The sequence below is a fragment of the Bradyrhizobium sp. HKCCYLS1011 genome, from assembly GCF_051167795.1.
GTDB lineage: Bacteria > Pseudomonadota > Alphaproteobacteria > Rhizobiales > Xanthobacteraceae > Bradyrhizobium.
Window position 1 is genome coordinate 124186 of record NZ_JBNPTT010000010.1, and the last position, 20787, is coordinate 144972.

The following is a 20787-nucleotide window of genomic DNA, read 5'->3' on the forward strand; positions in this document are numbered from 1 at the left end:
CACAAAAAACGGGCGATCGCTCGATCTGATCAAAAAGATCGCAGCGCACTCTTCCGTCGTCCAATGAATAATGGCACCCTTCTCATGCCGAAATGTTATGGAGTGGCGCCTGAATGGCCCGGATCAATTCGCGGCAGGTCGAGGCCTTTCGGGCGATGATGCTGACCGGCAGCGTGACGGAAGCCGCGAAACTGATGGCGGTGACGCAGCCCGCGGTCAGCCGGCTGCTGCGCGACTTCCAGGCGCTGTTGAAGATGGAGCTGTTCGAGCGGCGCGGCAGCGGGCTGGTGCCGACCGCGGCTGCGACCACGCTCTACATGGAGGTCGAACGGTCCTTCGTCGGGCTCGAGCGCATCACCGCGGCGGCCGAAGAGATCCGCGGCCGGCGCACCGGCACGCTGCGCGTCGCCGCCCTGCCCGCATTGGCCAATGGCTATCTGCCGCGCCTTGCCGGCACCTTCCTGACGCAACGGCCGAACCTCAATCTCGCGTTCTTCGGCGTGATCTCACCGATCGTGATCGACTGGGTGCTGAACCACCAATGCGACATCGGCTTCGCCGAAGTGCCGATCGCGCATGCGGGATTGCCCAGCATCCGCCTTCCCGCTTTGCCGCGCGTCGCCGTGCTCCCCACCGGCCATCACCTGGCGGCGAAGACCACGCTGGAGCCGCGTGACTTCGAGGGCGAGACCTTCGTGTCGCTGTCGGCCGGCACCAGCAGCCGGCATGTGATCGACCAGGTGTTCCATCGCGTCGATGTGCGCCGCGTGCTGCGGGTCGAGACCACCTTGTCCGAGATCATGTGCGGGATGGTGTCGTCCGGGCTCGGCGTCGGCATCTGCGATCCGTTCACCGCGCGCGAGTTCGACGGCCGCGGCGTCGTGGCGCGGCGTTTCCTGCCCCAGATCGACTTCGAATTCGCTGCAGTGTTTCCGCCGCAGCGCAGCCCCTCCCCGGTCGCCTTGGACCTCGTCGAAGTCCTGCGTCAGGCGCTTGAGGCGTGGAAGCACCAGCTCGTCGGCGAACCACTTAGCTCAAAGCGAGATAGTGCAGATAGTCCGGGGTGAACAAGGCCGCCTCCTTGAGCGCCTTCAGGTCGTGAACCGTCAGCGTCCGCTCGCGCAGCACGATCAGGCCGGCGGAGCGCAATTCCTGCAGCGTCCGGTTGACATGGACGACGGACAATCCCGTCGCATCGGCGAGATCCGTCTGCGTGATCGGAAAGGCGCAGCTGTCGCCGTCGAGCAGTCCGACCGGCCGCAGCCGCTCGACCACCTCGCACAACAGATGCGCCACCCGCTCATAGGCGTCGCGACGGCCGAGATTGAGCGTCCATTCGCGCTGGATCGCCGCGTCCGACAGCGTCTCGCACCAGAAGGCCTCGCCGAGCACACGATCGGCGGCGATCAGCGCCTCGAAGCGTTCGCGCTCGATCTCCGCATAGACCACCGGCGTCAGTGCCGAGATCGAATGATCCATGTGTTTCAGCAGGTAGATCTGGGCATCGCAGGTCTCGCCAGGCAGGACCAGATTCACGATCTGGCGCCGCCCGTCTTCCAGCGATTTGTAGCGCGCGGCCCAGCCCGACAGGATCATCCGCAGGCGGTCGGCCGGATCGCCCTCCGTGACGAGCTCCTGTCCGGCGACCGCGGTGGTGATGCGGCCGCGAATGGCGTCGTCGAGCGCCGCCGCCGTCTGCGGTGAAATCTTGCGGAATACGCTCAGGCGGCGGATGACGACGTCCGCCGTCCGGTCGCCCGTGCGCCCCATGCTCATGTTATTTGGCCAGAGCCGGGCTTTGGACGATGGCCCGGCTCAAAGGCATTGCGATCGAGAAATGCACGCCGGACGGACTGAAGAGCAACGATGCCGTCCCCTTGAATTCGAAGGCCAGAGTTCGCTCCAGAATCTCCGTCCCAAATCCTTTTCGTTTCGGCGACTTCACGGATGGTCCTCCCTTCTCGCGCCAGTCGAAAATCAGTTCCGGTGGATTGACGCTCTCGTCGATGCGCCAACTGATCTCGACGCGTCCGACAGGTTGGCTGAGAGCGCCATACTTGACCGCATTGGTTGCCAGCTCATGAATCGCGAGCGACAATGTTTCGGCCGCTTTCGGCTGCAAACGGATGGCCGGGCCGGAGATCCGCACCTGCTCGCCCTCGCGGGCATTATAGGCCATCAGCTCGTCGGCGAGCAGATATTCCAGGTCGACCCCCGCCTCCGGATCGCGCGTCACCGCGGCCTGGGTGCGCGCCAGCGCGCTCAGGCGGCCGTCGAGATGCGCGGCATATTCCTCGACCGTCGAGCTCGTCTGCGCGGAGCGGCGCGCGATCGAGCGCACCACGCCGAGCGTGTTGCGCACACGATGCTGCAGCTCGGCGAGCAGAAGACGCTGCCGCTCCTCGGCGCGGGTGATCGCGGTGACGTCGAAGAAGGTGACGACGACGCCGGCGATGAAATTGTCGATGCTGCGATAGGGCAGCATGCGCACGATATAGCGCGTGCCGCTGTCGGGCGCGGTCAGTTCGCGCTCGGCGCTGGCGAGCGTCCGCAGCACCCGCCGGATGTCATCGTACAGCTCCTCGATGGGAATCCTTGCCTTGATATGCGCGATCGGGCGGCCGATATCGGTCTCCACCAGATGCAGCACCTGGGTGATCGCGGGCGTGAAATTCATCACCCGCATGTCGTTGTCCAGGAACACGGTGGCGATCTGCGTGCTTTCCAGGAAGTTCTTCAGGTCGCTGGTCGCGCGCGTCAGCTCCTGGACCCGATGGGCAAGTTCGCCATTGACGGTGGTGAGCTCCTCGTTGACCGATTGCAGCTCCTCACGCGAGGTCTCGAGCTCCTCATTGGCCGACTGCAGCTCCTCGTTCAGCGACTGATATTCCTCGTTGGAGGATTTGAGCTCCTCGTTGGTGCTCTCGAGCTCCTCGATCGTGGCCTGCAGCCGTTCGCGCGTGGCCCGCAGTTCGCTTTCGAGACGTTCGACATGCTCGCTGCGCACCAGCGAATTTGTGCCACCTGATGCTGCGAGGGGCGGACGCAACGGCCCGTCCTTGAACAGCACGATGAAGTTGCGATGTCCTTCCGGGGAGTCCTCGATCGGCTCGACCGTGATGTCGACGCCGACGGTGTGGCCATTCACGCCGAGCTGGACCTGATCGGCCTGAACAGCTTCATTGGTCTCGCGCGCGCGGCTCAGGGCGGTCCGCAGCTCCAGGCGGAGATCGCGATGTACGAGGCTGAGCAGGTCGAGCGTGGCCGTGCCCGCGGTCGGCTCGATGAAGCGGCCGGTCCGCCCGGAGAAATGCAGGATGTGGAAATTGCCGTCGGTGATGACATAGGCCGGCGCGTAGCGCTCGGCGATGCGGTGCGCCCTGCGCTCCAGCCCGACATCGGGACCGAAGCTGCGGACCGGCGGCAGCTCGACCGGTGTCCGCCCGGCGGCCGTGGTGATGGGAAATTCCGGCGGCAGACGGGTGCCGGTGTCGAGCTTCTTGAAGATCCGGGCGCGGCGGTCGACCGGCGCGAACAGCTTCGGATGCCGCGTCACGTTCTCCGAATTGCCGAGGAACAGGAAACGTCCGGGCAGCAGCGCGAAATGAAACAGCGGAATCACCCGGTTCTGCAGCTCGGCATTCAGATAGATCAGGAGATTGCGGCACGACACCAGGTCGAGCTTGGAGAACGGCGCGTCCTTGATGACATTGTGCTGGGAGAAGATGCACATCTCGCGCAGCTCCTTCACCACGCAATAGGTGTCGCCCTCGCGCACGAACCAGCGCGCCAGCCGCTCCGGCGAGATGTTGGCGTCGATGTCGGTCCGGTAGCGCCCGACCCGTGCCGCGGCTAGCGCGCGGCCGTCGATATCGGTGGCGAAGATCTGCACGGACGGAGGCGAATCGAGCTTCGCCATATGTTCGCGCAGCAGGATGGCGATCGAGTAGGCCTCCTCGCCGGTGGCGCAGCCCAGCACCCAGACGCGAACCTGTTGGCCGGCCTGCTTGCCTTCGAAGATCTCCGGGATGATCTGTTGTTCGAGCACTTCGAATTCCCGCTTGTCGCGGAAGAATTCGGTGACCCCAATCAGGAGGTCGTTGAAGAGGTACTGGACTTCGTCCTTGTCGTTGCGCAGGAAATCGACATAGGCCGAGATCTCGTCGATCTGCACCACCTGCATCCGGCGCTGCACCCGACGCAGGAAGGTGTTCTGCTTGTAGCCGTGGAAATCGTTGCCGGTCTTGTTGCGCAGGATGTCGGCGATGCGGCTGAGGGAGCTCGCGGCTGCCGCGAGCACCTCGTCGAACCCCTGCCGCTCTTGCAGCCGTCGCAAGTGCCGGGCATAGACCTGGATGTGGTTGGGAATATCCTCGGCGTGCAGCACGAAATCGGCGATCGCGGCCGGCGTGCTGCTGTCCTTCAGATCGTCGTCCTCGTTGCCCGCGATGCGCTCGGCGATGGCGAGTCCGCCGTGATCCTTCAACGTCGCAACGCCGAGCGTGCCCTCGCCGGCGGTTCCGGACAGGACGACGCCAATCGACTGCTCGGCGCGGTCCTCGGCCAGCGAGACCAGGAAACTGTCGATGGTGCCCCGCTCGCCGGGCGCCTGCTCGGCCGAACGCACGGCAAAGCGGTCGCCCTGCACGGTGACGATCATGTTGGCGGGACAGAGATAGACGGTCTGCCCGTCGACCTCCGTCCCGTCCTCCAGATCCTTCAGCGTGATGCTCTCGAGCGGTTGCAGCACGCCGCGCAGCCATCTTTCGTCCAGCGCCTCCCGATGCTGCAGCACAAGCACGACCGCGAGATCGTCGGCGAGCGCCAGCTTCGTGAGGAAACGCTCCAGGCTGCCGGTGTTGCTGGGCGAGGCGCCAACACCGATGATCAGCGGCCGTCGTCCCTTGGGCGCGGCTTCCGCCGATTGAGATTCACCAACACTTGTCATGGCTTGCCGTATATCATTCGCGCCTCAGTCGGAGCGAGGCGCAAATTAGCCCAATCACTATGCGAGCGGAATAGCCGGGGATTATCGCTGGTGGAGGCCGGGGACACGGACCCGAGCCGTCCGCCACGCATCGCGGCGGAGCGATCCGCTTGATCTACCGCAAGCGCAATGGACACCCTGCCGTATAACCTTCCAATGTCATGGCCGAGCCACTCACTCTACCCCTATTGCAAATGCAACTGGACCATTTGGTTCCGGGCCAGGGCCTGCATCTGGCCACGGCTGACGTCGAGCGGATGTTCGGCTTCAACGACGTCGCGGTCGGCCGCATCAGGAATTTCGCGACAGGCCACAATTGTGCATTTGCGTGGTCCGGGACCGGCCTGCAGTTTCTGAAACTGCCTCCCCGCGATGCCCGCCCCGTCGATCTGGAGTCCCTGACTTGACCCGTGGCCCGCGTCAGTTGGGCCATCGCGGAGGGCTGTAGAAGCTTCGGGGGCTCATGGTTTTCCCGGCGATCTGAAGCATCGTCCGGAGATGCGCGGCCGCGCCCTCACCATCAGGATCTAAGATCCCTGTGCCCGGCGTTCCCTGAGATAGGCGATCCGTCGTTCAATCAGGGTCCGGTGCCGCTCCCACTCCGTCAAAGTGTCCCGCAGCAATGCCGCCAAGCGCTCGGCTTCCTGGACCGGCTTGTCGGCGGCTTTCAAGTCCCGGAGCAGGCATTCCTGCCTGCGAAGCCGGGCCCAGCCCGCCGCAATCTCGGCGTTGCTCTTGCGCAGTTGATCTTCCTCGTCGCAGATCTCGAGCGTCGTTTGCACGCTGGAGGGAGAAGGCTCCGCCTGCGTCATCCCGATCACCCCTGTGTCGGCAACGGATCGAGCGACTGGAGCACGACCTGCCTGATCATGTCGGCATATCCCCGATACTCCACCGCCCTCGTCTCATACATCTCTGCGATCGCCCTGCGGCCACACTGACGCGCGTCCTCGGCCATTCGGGATACGAGTTCAGCGCGTTCTCCGATGATCCGCAAGGCGACGCGCATGGCCTCGTCAACCCGGATCTCCTGCTCCTTGGCCAGCACGTCGGCGGTAGAGGCATGGCCGACCTGGCAGCGGAACCGAAGTGTTTTGTCGACCGTCAGGCGCGACAGGACGCCCGCACAGCTCGGACAGGTCAGCGCCGCAGGCGTACCGAGCCCGCTGAGGATTTGGCTGTCGATCCGCTCGCCCGCGGCAATTTCAACCTCTAGCCTGACATCGGGCGGCACCGGCCCGGCCGTGCCGGCCTGGTCCTTCGACAGCCGGGCAAGCACATCGCCGATGTCAGCCCCGGGAATACAAAAATCGACGGAACTCACCTCCAACGCCCGCCGGGGCATCTCGTCCGCTATTGCATCCGTCGGCTGCTGCACCACGGCCAAGCCGCCGCAGCGCTTGATCGCGTTGAGCCCTGCCGCACCATCTGATAGAAAACCGCTCAGGACGACGCCGATGACCCGAGGCCCGTAATGCAGCGCCGCGGAGCGGAACAGCGGATCGATGGCCGGGCGCACCATGTTCTCGCGCGGTCCACGACCGAGCAGAAGGCGACCGTCTGCGATCAGGAGATGATGATCCGGGGCTGCGAGATAGATGGTTCCATGCTCGATGGGAAGCCCATTCGCCGCCTGCCTGACCGGCAGCTTCCCCGCGGCGCCTGCAACTGTCGACAAGATCCCGATCCCCCGAGCAGGGATGTGCAACACGACGAAGACCGCAGCCGGCATATCGACCGGCAAGCGCCCGAGAATATCCTTCAGCGGTGCCGTTGCCCCGGACGAGCCGCCGATGACAATGATGTCACGATTGGGCACACTCTGATCCTCATTTGCCACGGAGCGGGAACGCAGGACATTTCACCCCGTTTGCCAACAAGGTTCGGACTCAGCAGACGTTCCTATTGCCGACCAGACGGAGGGCTTCATGGGACAAAGCAGGCCTATCACACGGACCGGATCGGAACCACTTGCCGGGCGCAGCATCCTGATCGTCGAGGACGAGTATTTTCTCGCGGATGATCTCGCCGGCGAACTCAAGCGCCGCGGTGCCGACGTGATCGGGCCGGTTTCGGAGGTGCTCGACGCCCAGACCATCCTGCGTTCCGGCCAACCGATCGATGCCGCGCTGCTCGACATCAATCTCAGGAACGAAATGATTTTTCCCTTCGCCCGCGCGCTGCGCGCGCGCGATATCCGTTTCGTCTTTACGACCGGCTATGAGAAGTCGTCGATCCGCCCCGAGTTTGCGGACGTTCCGCTCTGGGAGAAGCCGCTCGACGTTCTCGCCGTCGCAGACGGTCTTGCCGAGCTGCTGAAGGAGCGTTGAGCCCTGCCCTCCAGAACGGTCAGGCCCTGCCACGCGGGCGCAGCAAACGGCGCCAGCCTCAAGGCCAAGCGCCTGTCATTGCCTCACGCCTTGCAGCGGTAGAGATGCCGCTCATCAGCATCCTCGCTCAGCGCGCATATTCAACAAAAATTCACCACCAATTCACTGGCCGATTCACTTGGCTTAAGGCGGCCCGCGCCTGCTTGTGGATATCTGGCTGCAACGGGCAGCTGGGGTTGTGACATGGATATCGTTGAGCGTTCTTTCGTGATCACCGCGATGACGGGATTCATCATCCTGGTCGCCGGCGTATCATTGCTGAACTATTTGTGAATCGTCGTACGAGCGCGGCCCAGGCTCATCGCCGCTCCGCTCCGGCATCGCCCCATCTGCGCTTCCCTTCTCATGCTCCGTGGGAATCGGTTCAAGCCGGCGGCGGCCGAGGAAGGTGTCGGGTGAGCTCGCGCGGAGTAATTGGACCGATCTCGTCGTCACGGCGCGAGTCCGTTCGATCGGGTCTATGATCTGATAGATATCGCTGAGATATTGGTCGCGCTCGACGTCGTCGCCGTCCCGGGCCATCGGGATGCTCCTCGCTCTGCAGGCGGGAGCACAACTGGTCTCTCAGCCACCGGCGCCCACGGAGGGGTATCCTGCCGATGATGGCCTAGGCTGCGCCTTTTGCGGGAGCGTAGCAAGGAGAAAGATTTCCAAAGAAAGATTTCCAAAAGGCTGGGAACGATCCGAGAATTGTAACAGATTTAGATCACGCACACCGGCGTTCTCTGCAGCCGATCCGCTCGTTCAAGGAGCGCCACGGCCTCGTGAGCCAAAGCTCCGATCGGCGTGGAGCCCTTCACCGTCGCGGCGGGTATCGCGTCGGTCCGCGCAGAAATTCCTCGAGCTGCGCGATCGCCTCAGCTTCGCGCGCACGCCTCAACAGCCGCGCCTGATCCACGCCGGGCGGCAGTTGTCTCGCTTCGTCCCGTGCCTCACGCGCCGATTGCAGCAGACGCTCACCGAGTGGGAGCGCCTGTTTAAAGCGGCGGCGCCGCTTTTTCCGTACTTCGACATCCATGCTGATAAAACCGATATACGCCGTCAACTACACTGACTTTACAGTTCAGCTAACCGCCTGCACCAACATAGGTAAATGGGAATTAGGGAGGCTACCCCTTCTTTGTAACGGCAAATCACATCATCTACCGGACCAACATGTGTTGCACCTCGGACCAACCGCAGGAACGGCTGCTCTGCCCACGCTTTAGTCTCGCAAATCGCGAAATGTGACAAACGACACGAATCGATGGAACTGCTCGTATCCGACGTGCTCGCGAGGCTCGCTAGCGCCAGACCGATCGATGTGCCTGCTGTGCTCGTAGTTGCGCATCCCGACGACGAGGTCCTGGCCATGGGCGGACGGCTGCGCACATTCCGGGATTTGACTGTCATCCAGCTGACCGACGGTGCGCCTGCGAGCGGCGCCGATGCACGCCGGCTCGGATTCGCCGGCAACTCAGCCTATGCAACAGTACGAGAGCAGGAAGCCCATCGCGCATGCGCGACTCTCGGCCTGCGTTGCCCGCGCATCGCGCTCGGCGCCCCCGATCAGGACAGCATCTTTTTCGCGCGGCATCTCATTGACGCCATCTCCCGCGAACTACGTCACGCGGCTCTCGTATTCACTCACCCGTATGAAGGCGGCCATCCAGATCACGACACGGCGGCGCTCATCGTGCAGCGCGCCTGCGCAGAGCTTCAAGCCGGCGCGCAGACAGCGCCGGCGCGTTTCGAGTTTGCGTCCTATCACCTGAGAGATGGCGGGATGCACACGGGGGCGTTCTGCCCCGCGCCGCAGTCGCATGACGTCACGGTCAGGCTCGCGCCAGACGTGCATGAGTTGAAGCACCATGCGCTCGCAGCCTATGCATCGCAGGCGAAGGTGCTGTCACGGTTCGATCCCGGCATCGAGCGCTATCGGACTGCGCCCGATTATGATTTTACGAGAGCCCCGCCGCCGGGAGCCGCACTCTACGATCGCTTCGGATGGGACATGACGGCGGCGAAATGGCGGGCCCTCGCGCGGCCGCTGCTGTCAGGCTGCGAGGTGGTCGAGTGAGAAAGCTGACCATCCTGAGCGTGGCATTTCCTTTCGCCCTGGTCGGTCCGGACCCGGTCGGCGGTGCGGAGCAGATCCTCTCGTCGATTGATCATGCGCTGACACGCGCCGGGTACCGCTCGATCGTGATCGCAGCCGAGGGATCGCAGACGTGGGGTGATCTCGTCGCCGTCCCCCGGCCTGCACAACCGATCTCTGAGCAGGATTGGCACCAAGCGCACGACTTCCTGCGCATGATGATCAGGCACACCGTCGACAACGCCCGTGTCGATCTCGTGCATCTGCATGGCGTGGACTTCCAGAACTATCTCCCGGCGCCCGGCGTGCCGGTGCTCGCCACCCTGCATCTTCCGCTGAGCTCATATTCGCACAGCGTGCTGAACCCGAAGCGCCCCCGGACCTGGCTCAACACAGTGTCGCAACATCAGCATCAGGCGTTGGGCTCGCATTCGCGCGTCATCGGCCTGATCGAGAACGGTGTCGATGCGCCGCAGATTCCGGCCGGGCCGAAAGCATCATTCGCACTGACGCTGGGACGCATCTGCTTCGAGAAAGGTTTCCACCTCGCGCTCGATGCGGCCAAGGCTGCGGACGTCGAGCTCCTGCTCGCGGGAACGATAAGCGACTTTCCCGAGCACATCGCCTATTTCGAGCGCGAGATTGTCCCCAGGCTTGACGCCACGCGGCGATGGATCGGTGCCGTGTCCGGCTTGCGGAAGTGGCAATTGCTGCAATCGGCGCGTTGCGTGCTGGTGCCGAGCCTGATCCCGGAGACGGCCTCGCTGGTGGCACGCGAGGCGCTCGCGGCCGGGACGCCTGTCATCGCCTTCCCGAATGGCGCACTTGCCGAGACGATCGAGCACGGACGCACCGGCTTTCTGGTCGACGACGTCGCTTCCATGACGGAGGCGCTCCGCAGGGTCGACGCGCTCGATCCGGCCGAATGCCGGCGCGTCGCGCAGCAGCGTTATTCCGGCACACGCATGACCGACCGCTATCTCGAACTCTATCAACAACTCGTCGAGGCCGGATGATGCCGCCGCTCGGGATTCGCTGGACCATCGGAGACGTCAATCCCGCCGGCTTCGACGCGCTGCGGCTGTCGATCCATGGCGCGATGCGCCTGTTCGGCAGCGAGGCCGCGTACCGCATCTACGTCAACACCATTCCCGTCGACGAGGCGCGCCGACGGGTCGGAGCGATTGCCGACGCGGTGCAATGGCTGCCGGTCGACGGCGATATTCCACCGCTGCTTCGCGCCTATCTGGGCGATGGCATGGCCGAGGGCGTGGCGTGGAAATTACTGCCGCTACGCGCCTTTCCTAATCAGTTCGAGCTCTCGCTCGACAATGATGTGATCCTCTGGCGTATCCCGCCGGCGATGACGCAATGGCTGCGCTCAGGCGATGCTACAGCCAGCCTGATCGCCGCCGATGTCGCGGCGGCGTTCGGGCAGTTCACCGATCTGTGCGCGCCCATTGCGCGCAACTCCGGCATCCGCGGCCTCGGCCCGGCCACCGCGTTCGAGCGCGGCCTCGAACGGGTTCTCCGGAGCAAGCCGGTGGCGCTGCGTTCCGAGCTGGACGAGCAAGGGCTGCAGATTGCCGCGCTCGATCACCTCGGCGCGCCCATCCTGGTCGAGACCAGCGAGGTCACGATCTGCTCTCCGTTCTACCCGCACGATCCCGAGCTTGGCCGCTCGGGCGCGCATTTCGTCGGCCTGAATACGCGGGTTCTGCCGTGGGATTATTACGGCAAGCCGGCGACTGAAGTCCGGCTTGCGCATTGGCACGCCGTGCGTCCGCAAGTCCATGAGCGGCTCGGCCTCGATCCGCCCCAGCAATGATGGCTTTGAACAGACGCAACGCCTTGCGCAGGATCCACTGATCGGCCACACCCTCGCATCGCTCGCCCGACGGCGTGGTGTAGGAATAGGTTTCGACCTGCTCGTAACTGATGCTGTAGCCCCTTTTCTGGTAGAATTGCTGCGCAGCCAGATTGGATTTTTCGGCACCGATCTCGCAAGCGGCAAAGCCGCGCCTGGCCAGCTCGGCCTCGCCGAACTCCAGGAGTCGCGATCCCAGGCCGGCCCCCTGATAGGATGGCAGCACCCGCAACGCCCAGAGGCGCGGCAGGCGGGCACCTGCAAATCTGACCCAGAGCTGGCCGACCGGATCGTCATCGACCTCGGCGATCAGGACCAGCCCCTCGCCGGCCGCCTGGGCAGCAAAGGCCTGTGCGATGATGGCGCGGTGCGCCGTGAACGTGCCGTCCCATTCGAGCTTGCGGATGTCGGCCGCGATGCCGAGCCGAAAGCCGCAGGCCGTGCGGTCAGGCGGCGCCGGCATGCTTGTCCTCCGTTTTCCGCGCTGTCTCCGCAACCTGCTTTGGCCTGATCCGATAGTGTGGTCGCGGCACGCCACCCCAGCGCCGCTTGTAGTCCTCCTCGCCGCGCAGAAAATCGAACTCACCGGCGCCATCGCGGATCGCCCGCGCGATCAACTGCTGCAGCATCAGGCTGCCGATCCCGAGCATACCAAGCTCCGGGGCGAACCCGCCGATATAGTGATAGGCCCGACCTCGGACCTGGAAGTCGAAGCTCGCACCCACCACGCGATCGCCGAGCGACAGCGTCAACAGGCGCAACCAGCCGTGCCGCGCAAAGCGCGCGGCGACCTCGCGATAGAATGCTTCACGCTCGGAGCCATGGAGCACGCCGGCTTCGTCTCGCGCACGCCATCGCGCATGATGAAGCGCGAACAGCACATCCATCGCACGCGCGATCAGCTCCTCGGACGACGCAAAATCCATGCTGAGAACTCCAATCTCTTCCGCGCGCCTCCGGCAGCGGCGGAGATCGGCCGTCATGCGCGGCGAAAGCAGGCTTCCCTCCGCCCCTCCGCGCAGATCGACGACGACAGTCGGCGTATCGCGCGAGATCGATGCCTCCGGTTCGTCGCCGAAGATCGACAGCAGCGCCGAGTCCGGCGGCAGGTCGCGAAGATCATAGCTGGTCCAGCCCGCACTGCGGGTCTTGAGCGCCTCCGCCAACGCCGCCTTGGCGCCGCTTCGTCCGGGATCGAGCAGCACGTCACAGCAATCGCTGACGCCGTTGCCCAGCAACGTCAGCTGCCGCTCGCCTGAGGCCGCCTCGGTGGTGATGTAGAACGGCGCCAGCGCGGCCAGCTCCGCCCCATCGCGCACCGCAAGCACGAACAGCTGGCCGCCGCCAAGCCAGCGCCACCACGACAACAGCCAATCGGGATGCTGAAATGGCCCGGCCGTGACCGCGCGCTGCCACAAGCCGATCCAATCCGGCCGCAGCCATTCCAGCGCGGCAGCTGTTGTGATTTCCTCAATCCGCATGGTCGGCGACGACTTCGCATATCTCCCGCGCGGCTGATGACGTTCTTGCGCGGATATCTGCCAGGAAATTGGTCACCGGATTCTGCGCCGGCATCAATACGAATGAGCGCGGCTCGCCGGCTGCTTGCATAGGGTCCATACGAATTCAATGGACTAGCCGGAGGCTGGTTCCTATAGGTCATCCCGACGGCAACCGCGATCCATCCACCTCTGACATTTGCGCCCACTGCAGGCGCGGTCCCCTAGCCGGAACTCAGCTGTCATCTTCGTGTTTCCCTCAAGATGGGCAAATCCGCACACGCGCTGAGTTCGGGACAGGCTGCCAAAGCCGGCACGCGCGTGCGGTCAGCGCAAGGACGTCAGGCGCTATCATCCGCGGCACCGCTCGGGCTGCTCGCCCTTCATCTGCTGACGACCTGGCGCAACGCTGGCTCGGACGGGCTGGTCTTTGTCGCCAAAGATGAAGCCCGCGCCGAACGCCTTGGCGCGATCCTGCACGCATTGGACCCGGCCTGCGACGTGCTGGTGCTGCCGCGCTTTGACACGCTTCCTTTCGACGAGGTCGAACCGTCGCGCGAGATCGCGGGCCGCCGCGCCAGCGTCTTGCGTCGGCTGGCTGCGCGCGCGAGCCCGCCTCTGCTCATCGCCACCGTGGATGCCATGCTGCCGCGGGTACCGCGGCCGCAAGCGTGGTCGCACGCCGGCCTGCGCCTGAGGATCGGGCAATCGATCGCGGTGGATGAGCTCCGGCGTCGTCTCGCGGACGCAGGCTATGAGCTCGATGAGCCCGCCGACTACCCCGGCGGCGTGCTGTGCCATGGCCAGACCATCGAGCTGTTTCCGGCCGGCGCGCTGGGTCCGGTGCGGATCGAACATGGCGACGGGGTGATCCGCGGAATCCATGGCTTCGATCCGGTGAATCAGACCGACCTGGTCAGCCTCGAGGCGCTGGTGCTCGATCCGATGTCGGAGCGCAACCTTGTCGGCGAGACCACTAATGGCGTCAGCGTGTTTTCCTACCTCGATAAGGTGAAGATCATTGCGGATGCAGAGGTACCGGCGCGTGCCGACGCGCAGCTTGCCGTGATCGAGGATAGCAGCGACGCGCGGAGCCGCGAGGCCGCCTTCATCAGCCGCGGCGAATGGCAGCAGGCGATGCGTCACGCCGCGGCGCTGCCGGCATTGTCCGAGATCGCTGCGATCCCGAATTTCTCCCGCGAGCCGTCGGCCCCGACGTCGCTGCGCCGCTTCATCGCCGAGGCCAGACGGCGTGGCGCACGCCTTATGTTCACTGCATGCACGGACCGCGACCTCCAGCACATGGAGCGTCTCGCCGGTCTGAAGACATCGCGCGCGGCGGATTGGCACGGCGCCTCGCGGCCGCCGCCGGGCAAGGTCACCTCTCTGCTGATCGACCTCGATGCCGGGTTCAGAACCGCAACCGCGCGCCCGCTGCTCGTCATTACAGCAGCTGACATCCTCGGCAGCAGGGCGCACCATCTGCAGCCGATGGCGCGGCAACATGCCGACCTCACCGAAGCGACCACACGGCCGACGCTCGGCAGCGCCGTCATTCATCTGCAGCGCGGGCTGGCCGTGCTGCAAGGGCTCGAGCAGGTGGCGACGGCCGATCTCTCCGCGCGCGAGATGGTGCGGCTTGTCTTCGCGGATGACGAAGCTGTGCTGGTGCCGACCGCCGAGCTGGCGCTGATCTGGCCTTATGCGCACGACCCAAGCGGGGTCGCACTGGATGATGCCGACGGTCAGTCATGGGCGGCGCGCTGCCTGAAGGCCGAGCGCGAGGTCGATCGCACCGCGCAAATCCTGTCCGAGGCGATCCTGGCGCGGAAGCAGGCCAAGGCGCCGCGGCTGGTGCCGCCGACCGCGGAGTACGAGCGCTTCGTCGCGCGCTTTCCGTATTACGCCACGCCGGACCAGACAGCGGCGATCGAGGACGTCTTGAACGACCTCGCCTCCGGCCATCCGATGGACCGCATCGTCTGCGGCGACGTCGGCTTCGGCAAGACCGAGGTGGCGTTGCGCGCCGCGGCGGCGGCCGTGTTCGCGGGCATGCAGGTGGCGCTGGTCGTTCCGACCACGGTGCTCGCGCGCCAGCACGTCGAGACGTTCCAAAAGCGCTTTGCGCCTTTCGGCATCACGATCGGTCATCTGTCGCGGCTCACACCCGCCACTGAGGCGCGCGTCGTCAAACAACAGCTTCGCGACGGTTCGCTCAAGATCGTGATCGGCACCCATGCGCTGGCCGGAAAGGAAATTGCGTTTTCGGATCTCGGCCTCGTCATCATCGATGAGGAGCAGCACTTTGGTGCGGCCGACAAGGACAAGCTGTCGGCCCTGCGTGCCGGCGTCCACACGCTGACCATGAGCGCCACGCCGATCCCGCGCACCATGGCAAGCGCGATGGCCGGCCTGCGCGATGTCAGCGTCATCGCCACCCCTCCGGTACAGCGGGTCCCGATCATCACCAAGGTTTCGCCCCTGCTCGATTCCACGCTGGCAATGGCGCTGCGGCGCGAACACAGGCGACATGGCCAGAGTTTCGTGATCTGTCCGCGCATCAAGGATCTCGGCCCCATGGCGGAGCGGCTGCACGACACCGGGCCTGAACTGCGCGTGGTCGTCATTCATGGACGGATGGCGGCACGGGACATCGATGCGCGCATGATGCAGTTCGTCGGAGGTGAGGCCGATGTCCTTCTCGCCACCGATATCGTCGAGAACGGGCTCGACATTCCCCGCGCCAACACGATTCTGATCTGCGCGCCCGAACGCTTCGGCCTTGCGCAGCTGCATCAGCTGCGCGGGCGGGTCGGGCGCGGCGGCACGCGCGCCTATGCGTATCTGCTCACCGATGAACCCGGCGAGGACGCCGAGAAACGGATCGCAGCGCTGCTGGAGCTGAGCCGGCCGGGCGCGGGATTTCAGATCGGCGCGCGCGATCTCGACCTGCGCGGCGCCGGCAACCTCCTGTCCGACCAACAGTCCGGCCGGGTCCATGTGTTCGGCCCCGCGCTTTACCACGACCTGCTGGCGCGAGCGCTGCAGGCACGGCCGCGGCACGCCCGCGACATGTGGGTTCCGGAGCTGCACATCGACACGCCCGCGCTTCTCCCCGCAAGCTACGTGCAGGACGAAGCGACACGGCTCGACATCTATGCGCGGCTGGCGAGGGTCGAGAGCCCGGCCGAGCTCGGCGACATCGAAGACGAAATCGAAATTCGCTTTGGCCCCGTTCCGCCGGAGGTGAAGAACCTCATTGCCATGGCCGCGCTCCGACTCGATTGCCGCGCGCTCGGCATCACCAGGATCGATGTCGGGCCGACCGGCATCGCCGCGCAGCTGAGGCCGGATTCACGCGTGGCACGTCAGGCCGCGCCGATCCGCCGCTCCGGCGACAGGCTCATCTCCAAGCACGTCGTGAAAAGCAGCCAGATGCTGCAGGCCGTGGTGCTATTCATCAAGGCCCTCAAGAAGGCTCAATCGAACGCGCCGACGCACCGGACCGCCGCGCGGGCGCCAAAAGCGAGCCGCCACGATGCGGCGATCGGATCATCCTGAGTTTCGTCGCACCAGCCTGATCCCATCAGCCTCGCTGAAGGCGTGCTCCGCCTCGACGGCTCCGATCGAGGAACCGCATAGCCAATCGAATTGCTGCGCCTGGAACGCCTCATAGACCCTTGCATGATAGGCGCCGAGGCCGAAGACATCGAGGACGAGTTCAAACAAAAGGCGCGGGAGCTCGGCGCTTCCAAATGAGCTACATCGGTTACGAGAGGTTTGCAGCAATTGCGGTGCAACCCTCTCCCCTTGCGGGAGAGGATTGCTGCGCGACGCGCAGCCGGGGGTCTCTCTCCGCGCACTCACAGCTTCGATGCGTAGCACCCCCCTCATCCGATCGCGCCTGCGGCTCCGCTGGAGCTGCCCTCTCCCGCAAGGGGAGAGGGCGCAGCAACTGGCACCGATTAGGATTCAGGCATTCCAGCTACGTGCAGCGACTTTGAGGCCAGCGACGAGTCTCGTCACCGCTGTGCGAATTTGATGGTCGAAACCGGCCAGCGACCGTCATGGCCCCGGATCGAGATCCGCAAGCCGTGCAGTTCGTCGAGATACACATGTTCCACAGTTCCCGCTTTGCCGTCGCTGAGCGCCACCGCCTTGCCGACCAGTTCCGTTTGCGCCTGCTCGAACTCGTGAAGAATCTTGAAGGCTCGCGTTCTGGCGGAAACCATGCGGGTCCGATGCTATAGGGATGAATAAGCCGCCGACACCGAAGGTCGGCGGTTGCCTATCAAATCGGCATGGAACGGGGTCGGATCAAGAGCTGGAACTAGCTATTGCTCGTGCAGAGCCGCTGGCAGCGAGGGTGGAGTGCCCTCGTCTGCCAGCGCTCCAGCGCCAGTCGTTATCAGCAGGATGCCGCCGATCAACCCAGCGCCATACGTGCCTCGGCTCCGCTTGTTGTTCTCTCGTTCGTTCTTCTGCCGAGCGCCCATGGCGCATCCATCCGTGCGTCGATGATCATAGCGCAACTGGTATAACCACCAACATCATAGGATAACCTGCAATCCAAAAGCTTGCGCAGTATCAGCGACGCGCCGCGGAACGCCGTCTCCGCCCACGCGTTCGCTCCAGAACTCCTGATGACGAGCGCGGAGCAGAGCATGGTCAAGGACACCACGAAGAACGATCCGAGGGAGACACCGAAGGACGATCCCAGGCAACAGACGGATTGGCCGAACGACAAGCAGACCGACAAGCCCTGGCAGGGCAATCCGGAGAAGGATCAGCTCGCACCTGACCGCCCCGATATCGATCTCGAGAAATGGCAGCGGTCGAACACGCACTAGCGCACTAGCCCTGGCAGAGCTGCATTGGTGCGGCTCTGCCGCGACGCCGAACGCCGCGGCAGACCGTGTTCGTATCAGCGCGCCGCCTCCGCCAGAACCTGTGGCCGCGGCAGCTGCGACAATGTCGCCGCCTCGATCCATCGCGTGACCGCTGCGAGGTCGCCCTCGGCATCACGATAGGCCTGGATCTGGAAATCGGCCGAACTGCCGAGCTGCATGATGATCTGGCAGCGTGCAAGCTCGTCGACGCAGCCGAGCGCTTCGGCATCCGACATGATCTCTTCGATCAGCCTGACCAGCATCTCCTGCCCCGTTACCGGACCGTCCTCGGTCACCAGGAGGCAGTCGGTGCCGTAACGCTGCGCCCGCCACTTGTTCTCGACTGCGATCGCGCGCTCCACATTGCCGACCTCGTTGGCCTTTTCGGGGTGGAGGTAGAGGTGGCGCGCCAGCGCGCGGTATAGCCCGGCAATCGCGATGGCATCGTCGACCGAGGTGCAGACATCGGGCGCGCGCAGTTCGAGCGTCGGATGCTTCGATGCCGGTCGCATCGCCCACCAGATATGGCTGTCGTCCGGCATCACGCCGGACCTGGTGAGTGCCGCGACGTAACGGTCGTACTGGTCCTTTGACGTGAACAGCTCGGGAAGGCCGGTGCGCGGCAACTCGTCGTAAGCCGCGAGCCGATAGCCTTTGAGACCGGTCTCGCGCGAATTCCAGAACGGCGACGAGGTCGACAAGGCGATGAACAGCGGAATATAGGGGATCATCGCGCGCATCACCGCGAACCGCCGGTCGGGGTCCGGCAGCTGCACATGGACATGCATCCCGCACAGCATGTTGCGACGACCGACGCTGCGGAGGTCCTCGATCATCTCGGCGTAGCGGGGCTTGGGGCTTGGCTGCGAGCGCAGCCACGCCGCCGTCGGATGGGTGCCGCTGGCCAGAATGGTCAGCCCGTATTGGCGGGCGACAGTCGCGACCTCACGCCGCAGGAATTTCAATTCCTCCCTGGCGTCGCCGACGTCGACATGGACGTTGGTGGCGACTTCCAGCTGCGACTGCAGCATTTCCCGCATCGCCTGGCCGCCGGTCGACCAGTTCGCGGCGTTGAAGAGATCATCCGGCGTGCGCATCTCGACGTCGCGGGTCGTGGCATCGGCGAGGAAATATTCCTCCTCGATGCCGAACGAATATTCGCTCGCCTCTTCCCGCCCGCTCGCCGAACGGATCACTAGGTGCCGCTCGTCGTCGCTCAGTCCGAGGCGGAGCCTTTCGAGTATTTTCGGATCGAATCCCATCTATCAAATCCCATCCAATTAGATGTTGTGTGTCTGCAGCCAGGCTTCGAGGAGCGCTGCCTGCCAGAGTCGCGAGTGGCCCTTCGGGCTCATCTCGGCCTCGGGCTGTTGCAGCATGTGGTCGACAAAATCGCGCCGGTAGAGCCCACGCGTCCGCGCCGGCTCTGCGTCGAAGACATCGCGGACGAAATCGAGGAACGGACCACGCAGGTGGCGCAAGCCGGGCACGGGGAAATAGCCCTTCGGCCGATCAATCACCTGGTGCGGCACACAGCGCCGCGCCACCTCTTTGAGGACGTATTTGCCGCCGTCCCTGACCTTCAGCCCCGCCGGCATGCGCGCCGCTAGCTCCACGACCTCGTGATCCAAGAACGGCACGCGCGCCTCGAGACCGAAGGCCATGGTCATGTTGTCGACCCGCTTGACGGGATCGTCGACCATCATGATCTCGGTGTCGATCTGCAGCACCTTGTCGATCGCGGAAGCGCCATCGCAATCGCCGAAGAAGCGCTCGACGAATTGCAGGCTCACATCCTCGTCGATCATGTCCGGCGACAGCAGCCGCGCGAGATCGGCATGGCCCCAGTCGAAATAGGCCTTCTGATACTCATCGACCGGATCATTGACCGACAGAAACGCGGGATACCAGCTGTAGCCGCCAAACACCTCGTCGGCCCCTTGCCCGCTCTGCACCACCTTGACCCGCTTCGACACCTCGGACGACAACAGATAGAACGCGACCGCATCGTGGCTCACCATCGGCTCCGACATCGCGGCGATGGCGCCGGGCAAGGCGTCGAGCGCGCGGTCGGCCCGAATCCGGATCTGCTGATGGCTGGTCGCGAAGGCGTTGGCGACGATATCTGAGTAGCGGAATTCATCGCCGGCGTGCCCGCCGACTGCGTCGAACCCGATCGAGAACGTCCTGATGTCCTGATGCCCGAGCTGGGACAGCAGCGCCACCAGGAGCGAGCTGTCGAGGCCCCCGGACAACAGCACGCCGACCGGCACGTCGGCGACGCGGCGGCGGTCCACCGCCTGCGTTATGGCTTCTGTCAGCGCGTGGACCCACTCCTGTTCGCTGAGGCGGCGATCAGTGGGCCGACTTTCGCCGACCCTGAAGCTCCAATAGCGCTCGCGTGTCTCCCGCCCGTCCGGCTCGATGGTCAGGAGCGTTGCAGGCTCGAGCTTCTTCACGCCGCGGAGGATGGTCCGCGGCGCGGGGACTGCCGCATGAAAGCTGAAGAAATGATGCAAGCCCACCGGATCCAGCGCGGTGTCGACCTCGCCGCCCGCGAGCAGCGCGGTGAGCGACGAGGCGAAGCGGAATGCGCCCGGCGCTTGCGTATAGTACAGCGGCTTGATGCCGAGCCGGTCGCGCGCCAGCACCACGCGGCCGCTGTCGCGCTCCCACAGCGCAAAGGCGAACATGCCCTTGAAGCGGCGCACGCAATCCCTGCCCCAGGCGTGATAGGCCTTCAGGATCACCTCGGTGTCGCCGTCGCTGAAGAACCGGTAGCCCTTGCCCGCGAGCTCTGCGCGCAGCTCGCGGAAATTGTAGATGCAGCCGTTGAACACGATGCCGAGTCCGAGCTCGGCATCGATCATCGGTTGCTGAGCTGCCGCGGACAGATCGAGAATGCTGAGGCGGCGATGGCCGAACGCCATCCCACCCTGCACGTAGAGGCCCGACGCGTCGGGCCCTCGCGCCTGCATCGCATCGTTGATGCGGCCCAGTGCGGCCAACGAGATCTGCCCATCGGTTCTGACTTCACCACAAATGCCGCACATCGCGGGGGATCGAGCTCCTGTGACT

18 protein-coding genes and 1 pseudogene are annotated in these 20787 nt (G+C 64.7%); 8 read left to right on the forward strand and 11 right to left on the reverse strand.

Annotated features, from left to right (window positions below):
• Positions 1-113: 113 nt before the first annotated feature.
• Complete coding sequence (locus ACQR1W_RS29925) at positions 114-1067, forward strand: LysR substrate-binding domain-containing protein (protein ID WP_434854129.1); 954 nt, start codon at positions 114-116, stop codon at positions 1065-1067.
• Here ACQR1W_RS29925 and ACQR1W_RS29930 read toward each other — a convergent pair.
• Positions 1030-1770, reverse strand: a complete 741-nt coding sequence (locus tag ACQR1W_RS29930; protein ID WP_434854304.1) for a Crp/Fnr family transcriptional regulator — start codon at positions 1768-1770, stop codon at positions 1030-1032. The genes ACQR1W_RS29925 and ACQR1W_RS29930 overlap by 38 nt on opposite strands.
• 7 nt (positions 1771-1777) lie before the next feature.
• Complete coding sequence (locus tag ACQR1W_RS29935) at positions 1778-4948, reverse strand: CheR family methyltransferase (protein ID WP_434854130.1); 3171 nt, start codon at positions 4946-4948, stop codon at positions 1778-1780.
• 200 nt (positions 4949-5148) lie between these two features.
• On the opposite strand from ACQR1W_RS29935, the gene ACQR1W_RS29940 reads away from it, so the two are divergent.
• Entirely contained in the window at positions 5149-5394 is a 246-nt protein-coding gene (locus tag ACQR1W_RS29940; RefSeq protein ID WP_434854131.1) for a hypothetical protein, read from the forward strand.
• Positions 5395-5514: 120 nt separating this feature from the next.
• Here the strand turns inward: ACQR1W_RS29940 and ACQR1W_RS29945 are convergent, their stop codons facing one another.
• Both ACQR1W_RS29945 and ACQR1W_RS29950 read right to left on the reverse strand, forming a co-directional pair.
• Positions 5515-5799, reverse strand: coding sequence for a hypothetical protein (locus ACQR1W_RS29945; protein ID WP_434854132.1), 285 nt, complete (start codon positions 5797-5799; stop codon positions 5515-5517).
• 5 nt (positions 5800-5804) lie between these two features.
• Positions 5805-6806: a chemotaxis protein CheB gene (locus ACQR1W_RS29950; RefSeq protein WP_434854133.1), complete on the reverse strand. Its 1002-nt coding sequence runs from the start codon at positions 6804-6806 to the stop codon at positions 5805-5807.
• Between the two features lie 109 nt (positions 6807-6915).
• On the opposite strand from ACQR1W_RS29950, the gene ACQR1W_RS29955 reads away from it, so the two are divergent.
• Positions 6916-7317, forward strand: coding sequence for a response regulator (locus ACQR1W_RS29955; RefSeq protein WP_434854134.1), 402 nt, complete (start codon positions 6916-6918; stop codon positions 7315-7317).
• Positions 7318-8173: 856 nt separating this feature from the next.
• On the opposite strand, the gene ACQR1W_RS29960 is transcribed toward ACQR1W_RS29955, so the two are convergent.
• On the reverse strand, positions 8174-8395 hold the full coding sequence (locus tag ACQR1W_RS29960) for a hypothetical protein (protein WP_434854305.1): 222 nt from the start codon (positions 8393-8395) through the stop codon (positions 8174-8176).
• A gap of 228 nt (positions 8396-8623) precedes the next feature.
• On the opposite strand from ACQR1W_RS29960, the gene ACQR1W_RS29965 reads away from it, so the two are divergent.
• Genes ACQR1W_RS29965 through ACQR1W_RS29975 form a run of 3 tightly spaced genes read left to right on the forward strand, consistent with a single transcriptional unit; the run spans position 8624 to position 11282 of the window.
• Positions 8624-9436: a PIG-L deacetylase family protein gene (locus tag ACQR1W_RS29965; protein WP_434854135.1), complete on the forward strand. Its 813-nt coding sequence runs from the start codon at positions 8624-8626 to the stop codon at positions 9434-9436.
• Complete coding sequence (locus ACQR1W_RS29970; RefSeq protein ID WP_434854136.1) at positions 9433-10470, forward strand: glycosyltransferase; 1038 nt, start codon at positions 9433-9435, stop codon at positions 10468-10470. Before ACQR1W_RS29965 ends, ACQR1W_RS29970 begins: the two co-directional genes overlap by 4 nt.
• The gene (locus ACQR1W_RS29975) at positions 10467-11282 is read left to right on the forward strand and encodes a hypothetical protein (RefSeq protein ID WP_434854137.1); all 816 of its coding nucleotides are present in this window, start codon (positions 10467-10469) and stop codon (positions 11280-11282) included. The genes ACQR1W_RS29970 and ACQR1W_RS29975 overlap by 4 nt, the downstream gene beginning before the upstream one ends.
• A gap of 166 nt (positions 11283-11448) precedes the next feature.
• Here the strand turns inward: ACQR1W_RS29975 and ACQR1W_RS29980 are convergent.
• Positions 11449-11784 (reverse strand): annotated as a pseudogene (locus tag ACQR1W_RS29980) (GNAT family N-acetyltransferase); the annotation flags it as partial.
• Positions 11768-12802 (reverse strand): GNAT family N-acetyltransferase, encoded by a 1035-nt coding sequence (locus ACQR1W_RS29985; RefSeq protein WP_434854138.1) that lies wholly within the window; start codon positions 12800-12802, stop codon positions 11768-11770. The pseudogene ACQR1W_RS29980 and the gene ACQR1W_RS29985, both read right to left, overlap by 17 nt.
• A 282-nt stretch (positions 12803-13084) precedes the next feature.
• Between ACQR1W_RS29985 and ACQR1W_RS29990 the strand changes: the two genes are divergently transcribed.
• Positions 13085-16381, forward strand: coding sequence for a TRCF domain-containing protein (locus ACQR1W_RS29990; protein ID WP_434854139.1), 3297 nt, complete (start codon positions 13085-13087; stop codon positions 16379-16381).
• Here ACQR1W_RS29990 and ACQR1W_RS29995 read toward each other — a convergent pair.
• Together ACQR1W_RS29995 and ACQR1W_RS30000 are read right to left on the reverse strand one after the other, a co-directional pair.
• Positions 16373-16549 (reverse strand): hypothetical protein, encoded by a 177-nt coding sequence (locus ACQR1W_RS29995; RefSeq protein ID WP_434854140.1) that lies wholly within the window; start codon positions 16547-16549, stop codon positions 16373-16375. The genes ACQR1W_RS29990 and ACQR1W_RS29995 overlap by 9 nt on opposite strands.
• 293 nt (positions 16550-16842) lie before the next feature.
• Complete coding sequence (locus ACQR1W_RS30000) at positions 16843-17052, reverse strand: PRC-barrel domain containing protein (protein WP_434854141.1); 210 nt, start codon at positions 17050-17052, stop codon at positions 16843-16845.
• A 411-nt stretch (positions 17053-17463) separates the two neighbouring features.
• On the opposite strand from ACQR1W_RS30000, the gene ACQR1W_RS30005 reads away from it, so the two are divergent.
• Entirely contained in the window at positions 17464-17670 is a 207-nt protein-coding gene (locus ACQR1W_RS30005; RefSeq protein ID WP_434854142.1) for a hypothetical protein, read from the forward strand.
• A 74-nt stretch (positions 17671-17744) separates the two neighbouring features.
• Here the strand turns inward: ACQR1W_RS30005 and ACQR1W_RS30010 are convergent, their stop codons facing one another.
• Together ACQR1W_RS30010 and ACQR1W_RS30015 are read right to left on the reverse strand one after the other, a co-directional pair.
• Complete coding sequence (locus tag ACQR1W_RS30010) at positions 17745-18971, reverse strand: carboxylate-amine ligase (RefSeq protein ID WP_434854143.1); 1227 nt, start codon at positions 18969-18971, stop codon at positions 17745-17747.
• Positions 18972-18989: 18 nt separating this feature from the next.
• Positions 18990-20762, reverse strand: coding sequence for an N-acetylglutaminylglutamine amidotransferase (locus ACQR1W_RS30015; RefSeq protein WP_434854144.1), 1773 nt, complete (start codon positions 20760-20762; stop codon positions 18990-18992).
• Between the last annotated feature and the right edge of the window lie 25 nt (positions 20763-20787).

Excerpts from the sequence above, each read along its gene's own strand:
- ACQR1W_RS29925 (WP_434854129.1), top strand. The coding sequence starts at position 114 with ATGGCCCGGATCAATTCGCGGCAGGTCGAGGCCTTTCGGGCGATGATG.
- ACQR1W_RS29930 (WP_434854304.1), bottom strand. The coding sequence starts at position 1,770 with ATGGGGCGCACGGGCGACCGGACGGCGGACGTCGTCATCCGCCGCCTG.
- ACQR1W_RS29935 (WP_434854130.1), bottom strand. The coding sequence starts at position 4,948 with ATGACAAGTGTTGGTGAATCTCAATCGGCGGAAGCCGCGCCCAAGGGA.
- ACQR1W_RS29940 (WP_434854131.1), top strand. The coding sequence starts at position 5,149 with ATGGCCGAGCCACTCACTCTACCCCTATTGCAAATGCAACTGGACCAT.
- ACQR1W_RS29945 (WP_434854132.1), bottom strand. The coding sequence starts at position 5,799 with ATGACGCAGGCGGAGCCTTCTCCCTCCAGCGTGCAAACGACGCTCGAG.
- ACQR1W_RS29955 (WP_434854134.1), top strand. The coding sequence starts at position 6,916 with ATGGGACAAAGCAGGCCTATCACACGGACCGGATCGGAACCACTTGCC.
- ACQR1W_RS29960 (WP_434854305.1), bottom strand. The coding sequence starts at position 8,395 with ATGGATGTCGAAGTACGGAAAAAGCGGCGCCGCCGCTTTAAACAGGCG.
- ACQR1W_RS29965 (WP_434854135.1), top strand. The coding sequence starts at position 8,624 with ATGGAACTGCTCGTATCCGACGTGCTCGCGAGGCTCGCTAGCGCCAGA.
- ACQR1W_RS29975 (WP_434854137.1), top strand. The coding sequence starts at position 10,467 with ATGATGCCGCCGCTCGGGATTCGCTGGACCATCGGAGACGTCAATCCC.
- ACQR1W_RS29985 (WP_434854138.1), bottom strand. The coding sequence starts at position 12,802 with ATGCGGATTGAGGAAATCACAACAGCTGCCGCGCTGGAATGGCTGCGG.
- ACQR1W_RS29990 (WP_434854139.1), top strand. The coding sequence starts at position 13,085 with ATGGGCAAATCCGCACACGCGCTGAGTTCGGGACAGGCTGCCAAAGCC.
- ACQR1W_RS30000 (WP_434854141.1), bottom strand. The coding sequence starts at position 17,052 with ATGGTTTCCGCCAGAACGCGAGCCTTCAAGATTCTTCACGAGTTCGAG.
- ACQR1W_RS30005 (WP_434854142.1), top strand. The coding sequence starts at position 17,464 with ATGACGAGCGCGGAGCAGAGCATGGTCAAGGACACCACGAAGAACGAT.
- ACQR1W_RS30010 (WP_434854143.1), bottom strand. The coding sequence starts at position 18,971 with ATGGGATTCGATCCGAAAATACTCGAAAGGCTCCGCCTCGGACTGAGC.
- ACQR1W_RS30015 (WP_434854144.1), bottom strand. The coding sequence starts at position 20,762 with ATGTGCGGCATTTGTGGTGAAGTCAGAACCGATGGGCAGATCTCGTTG.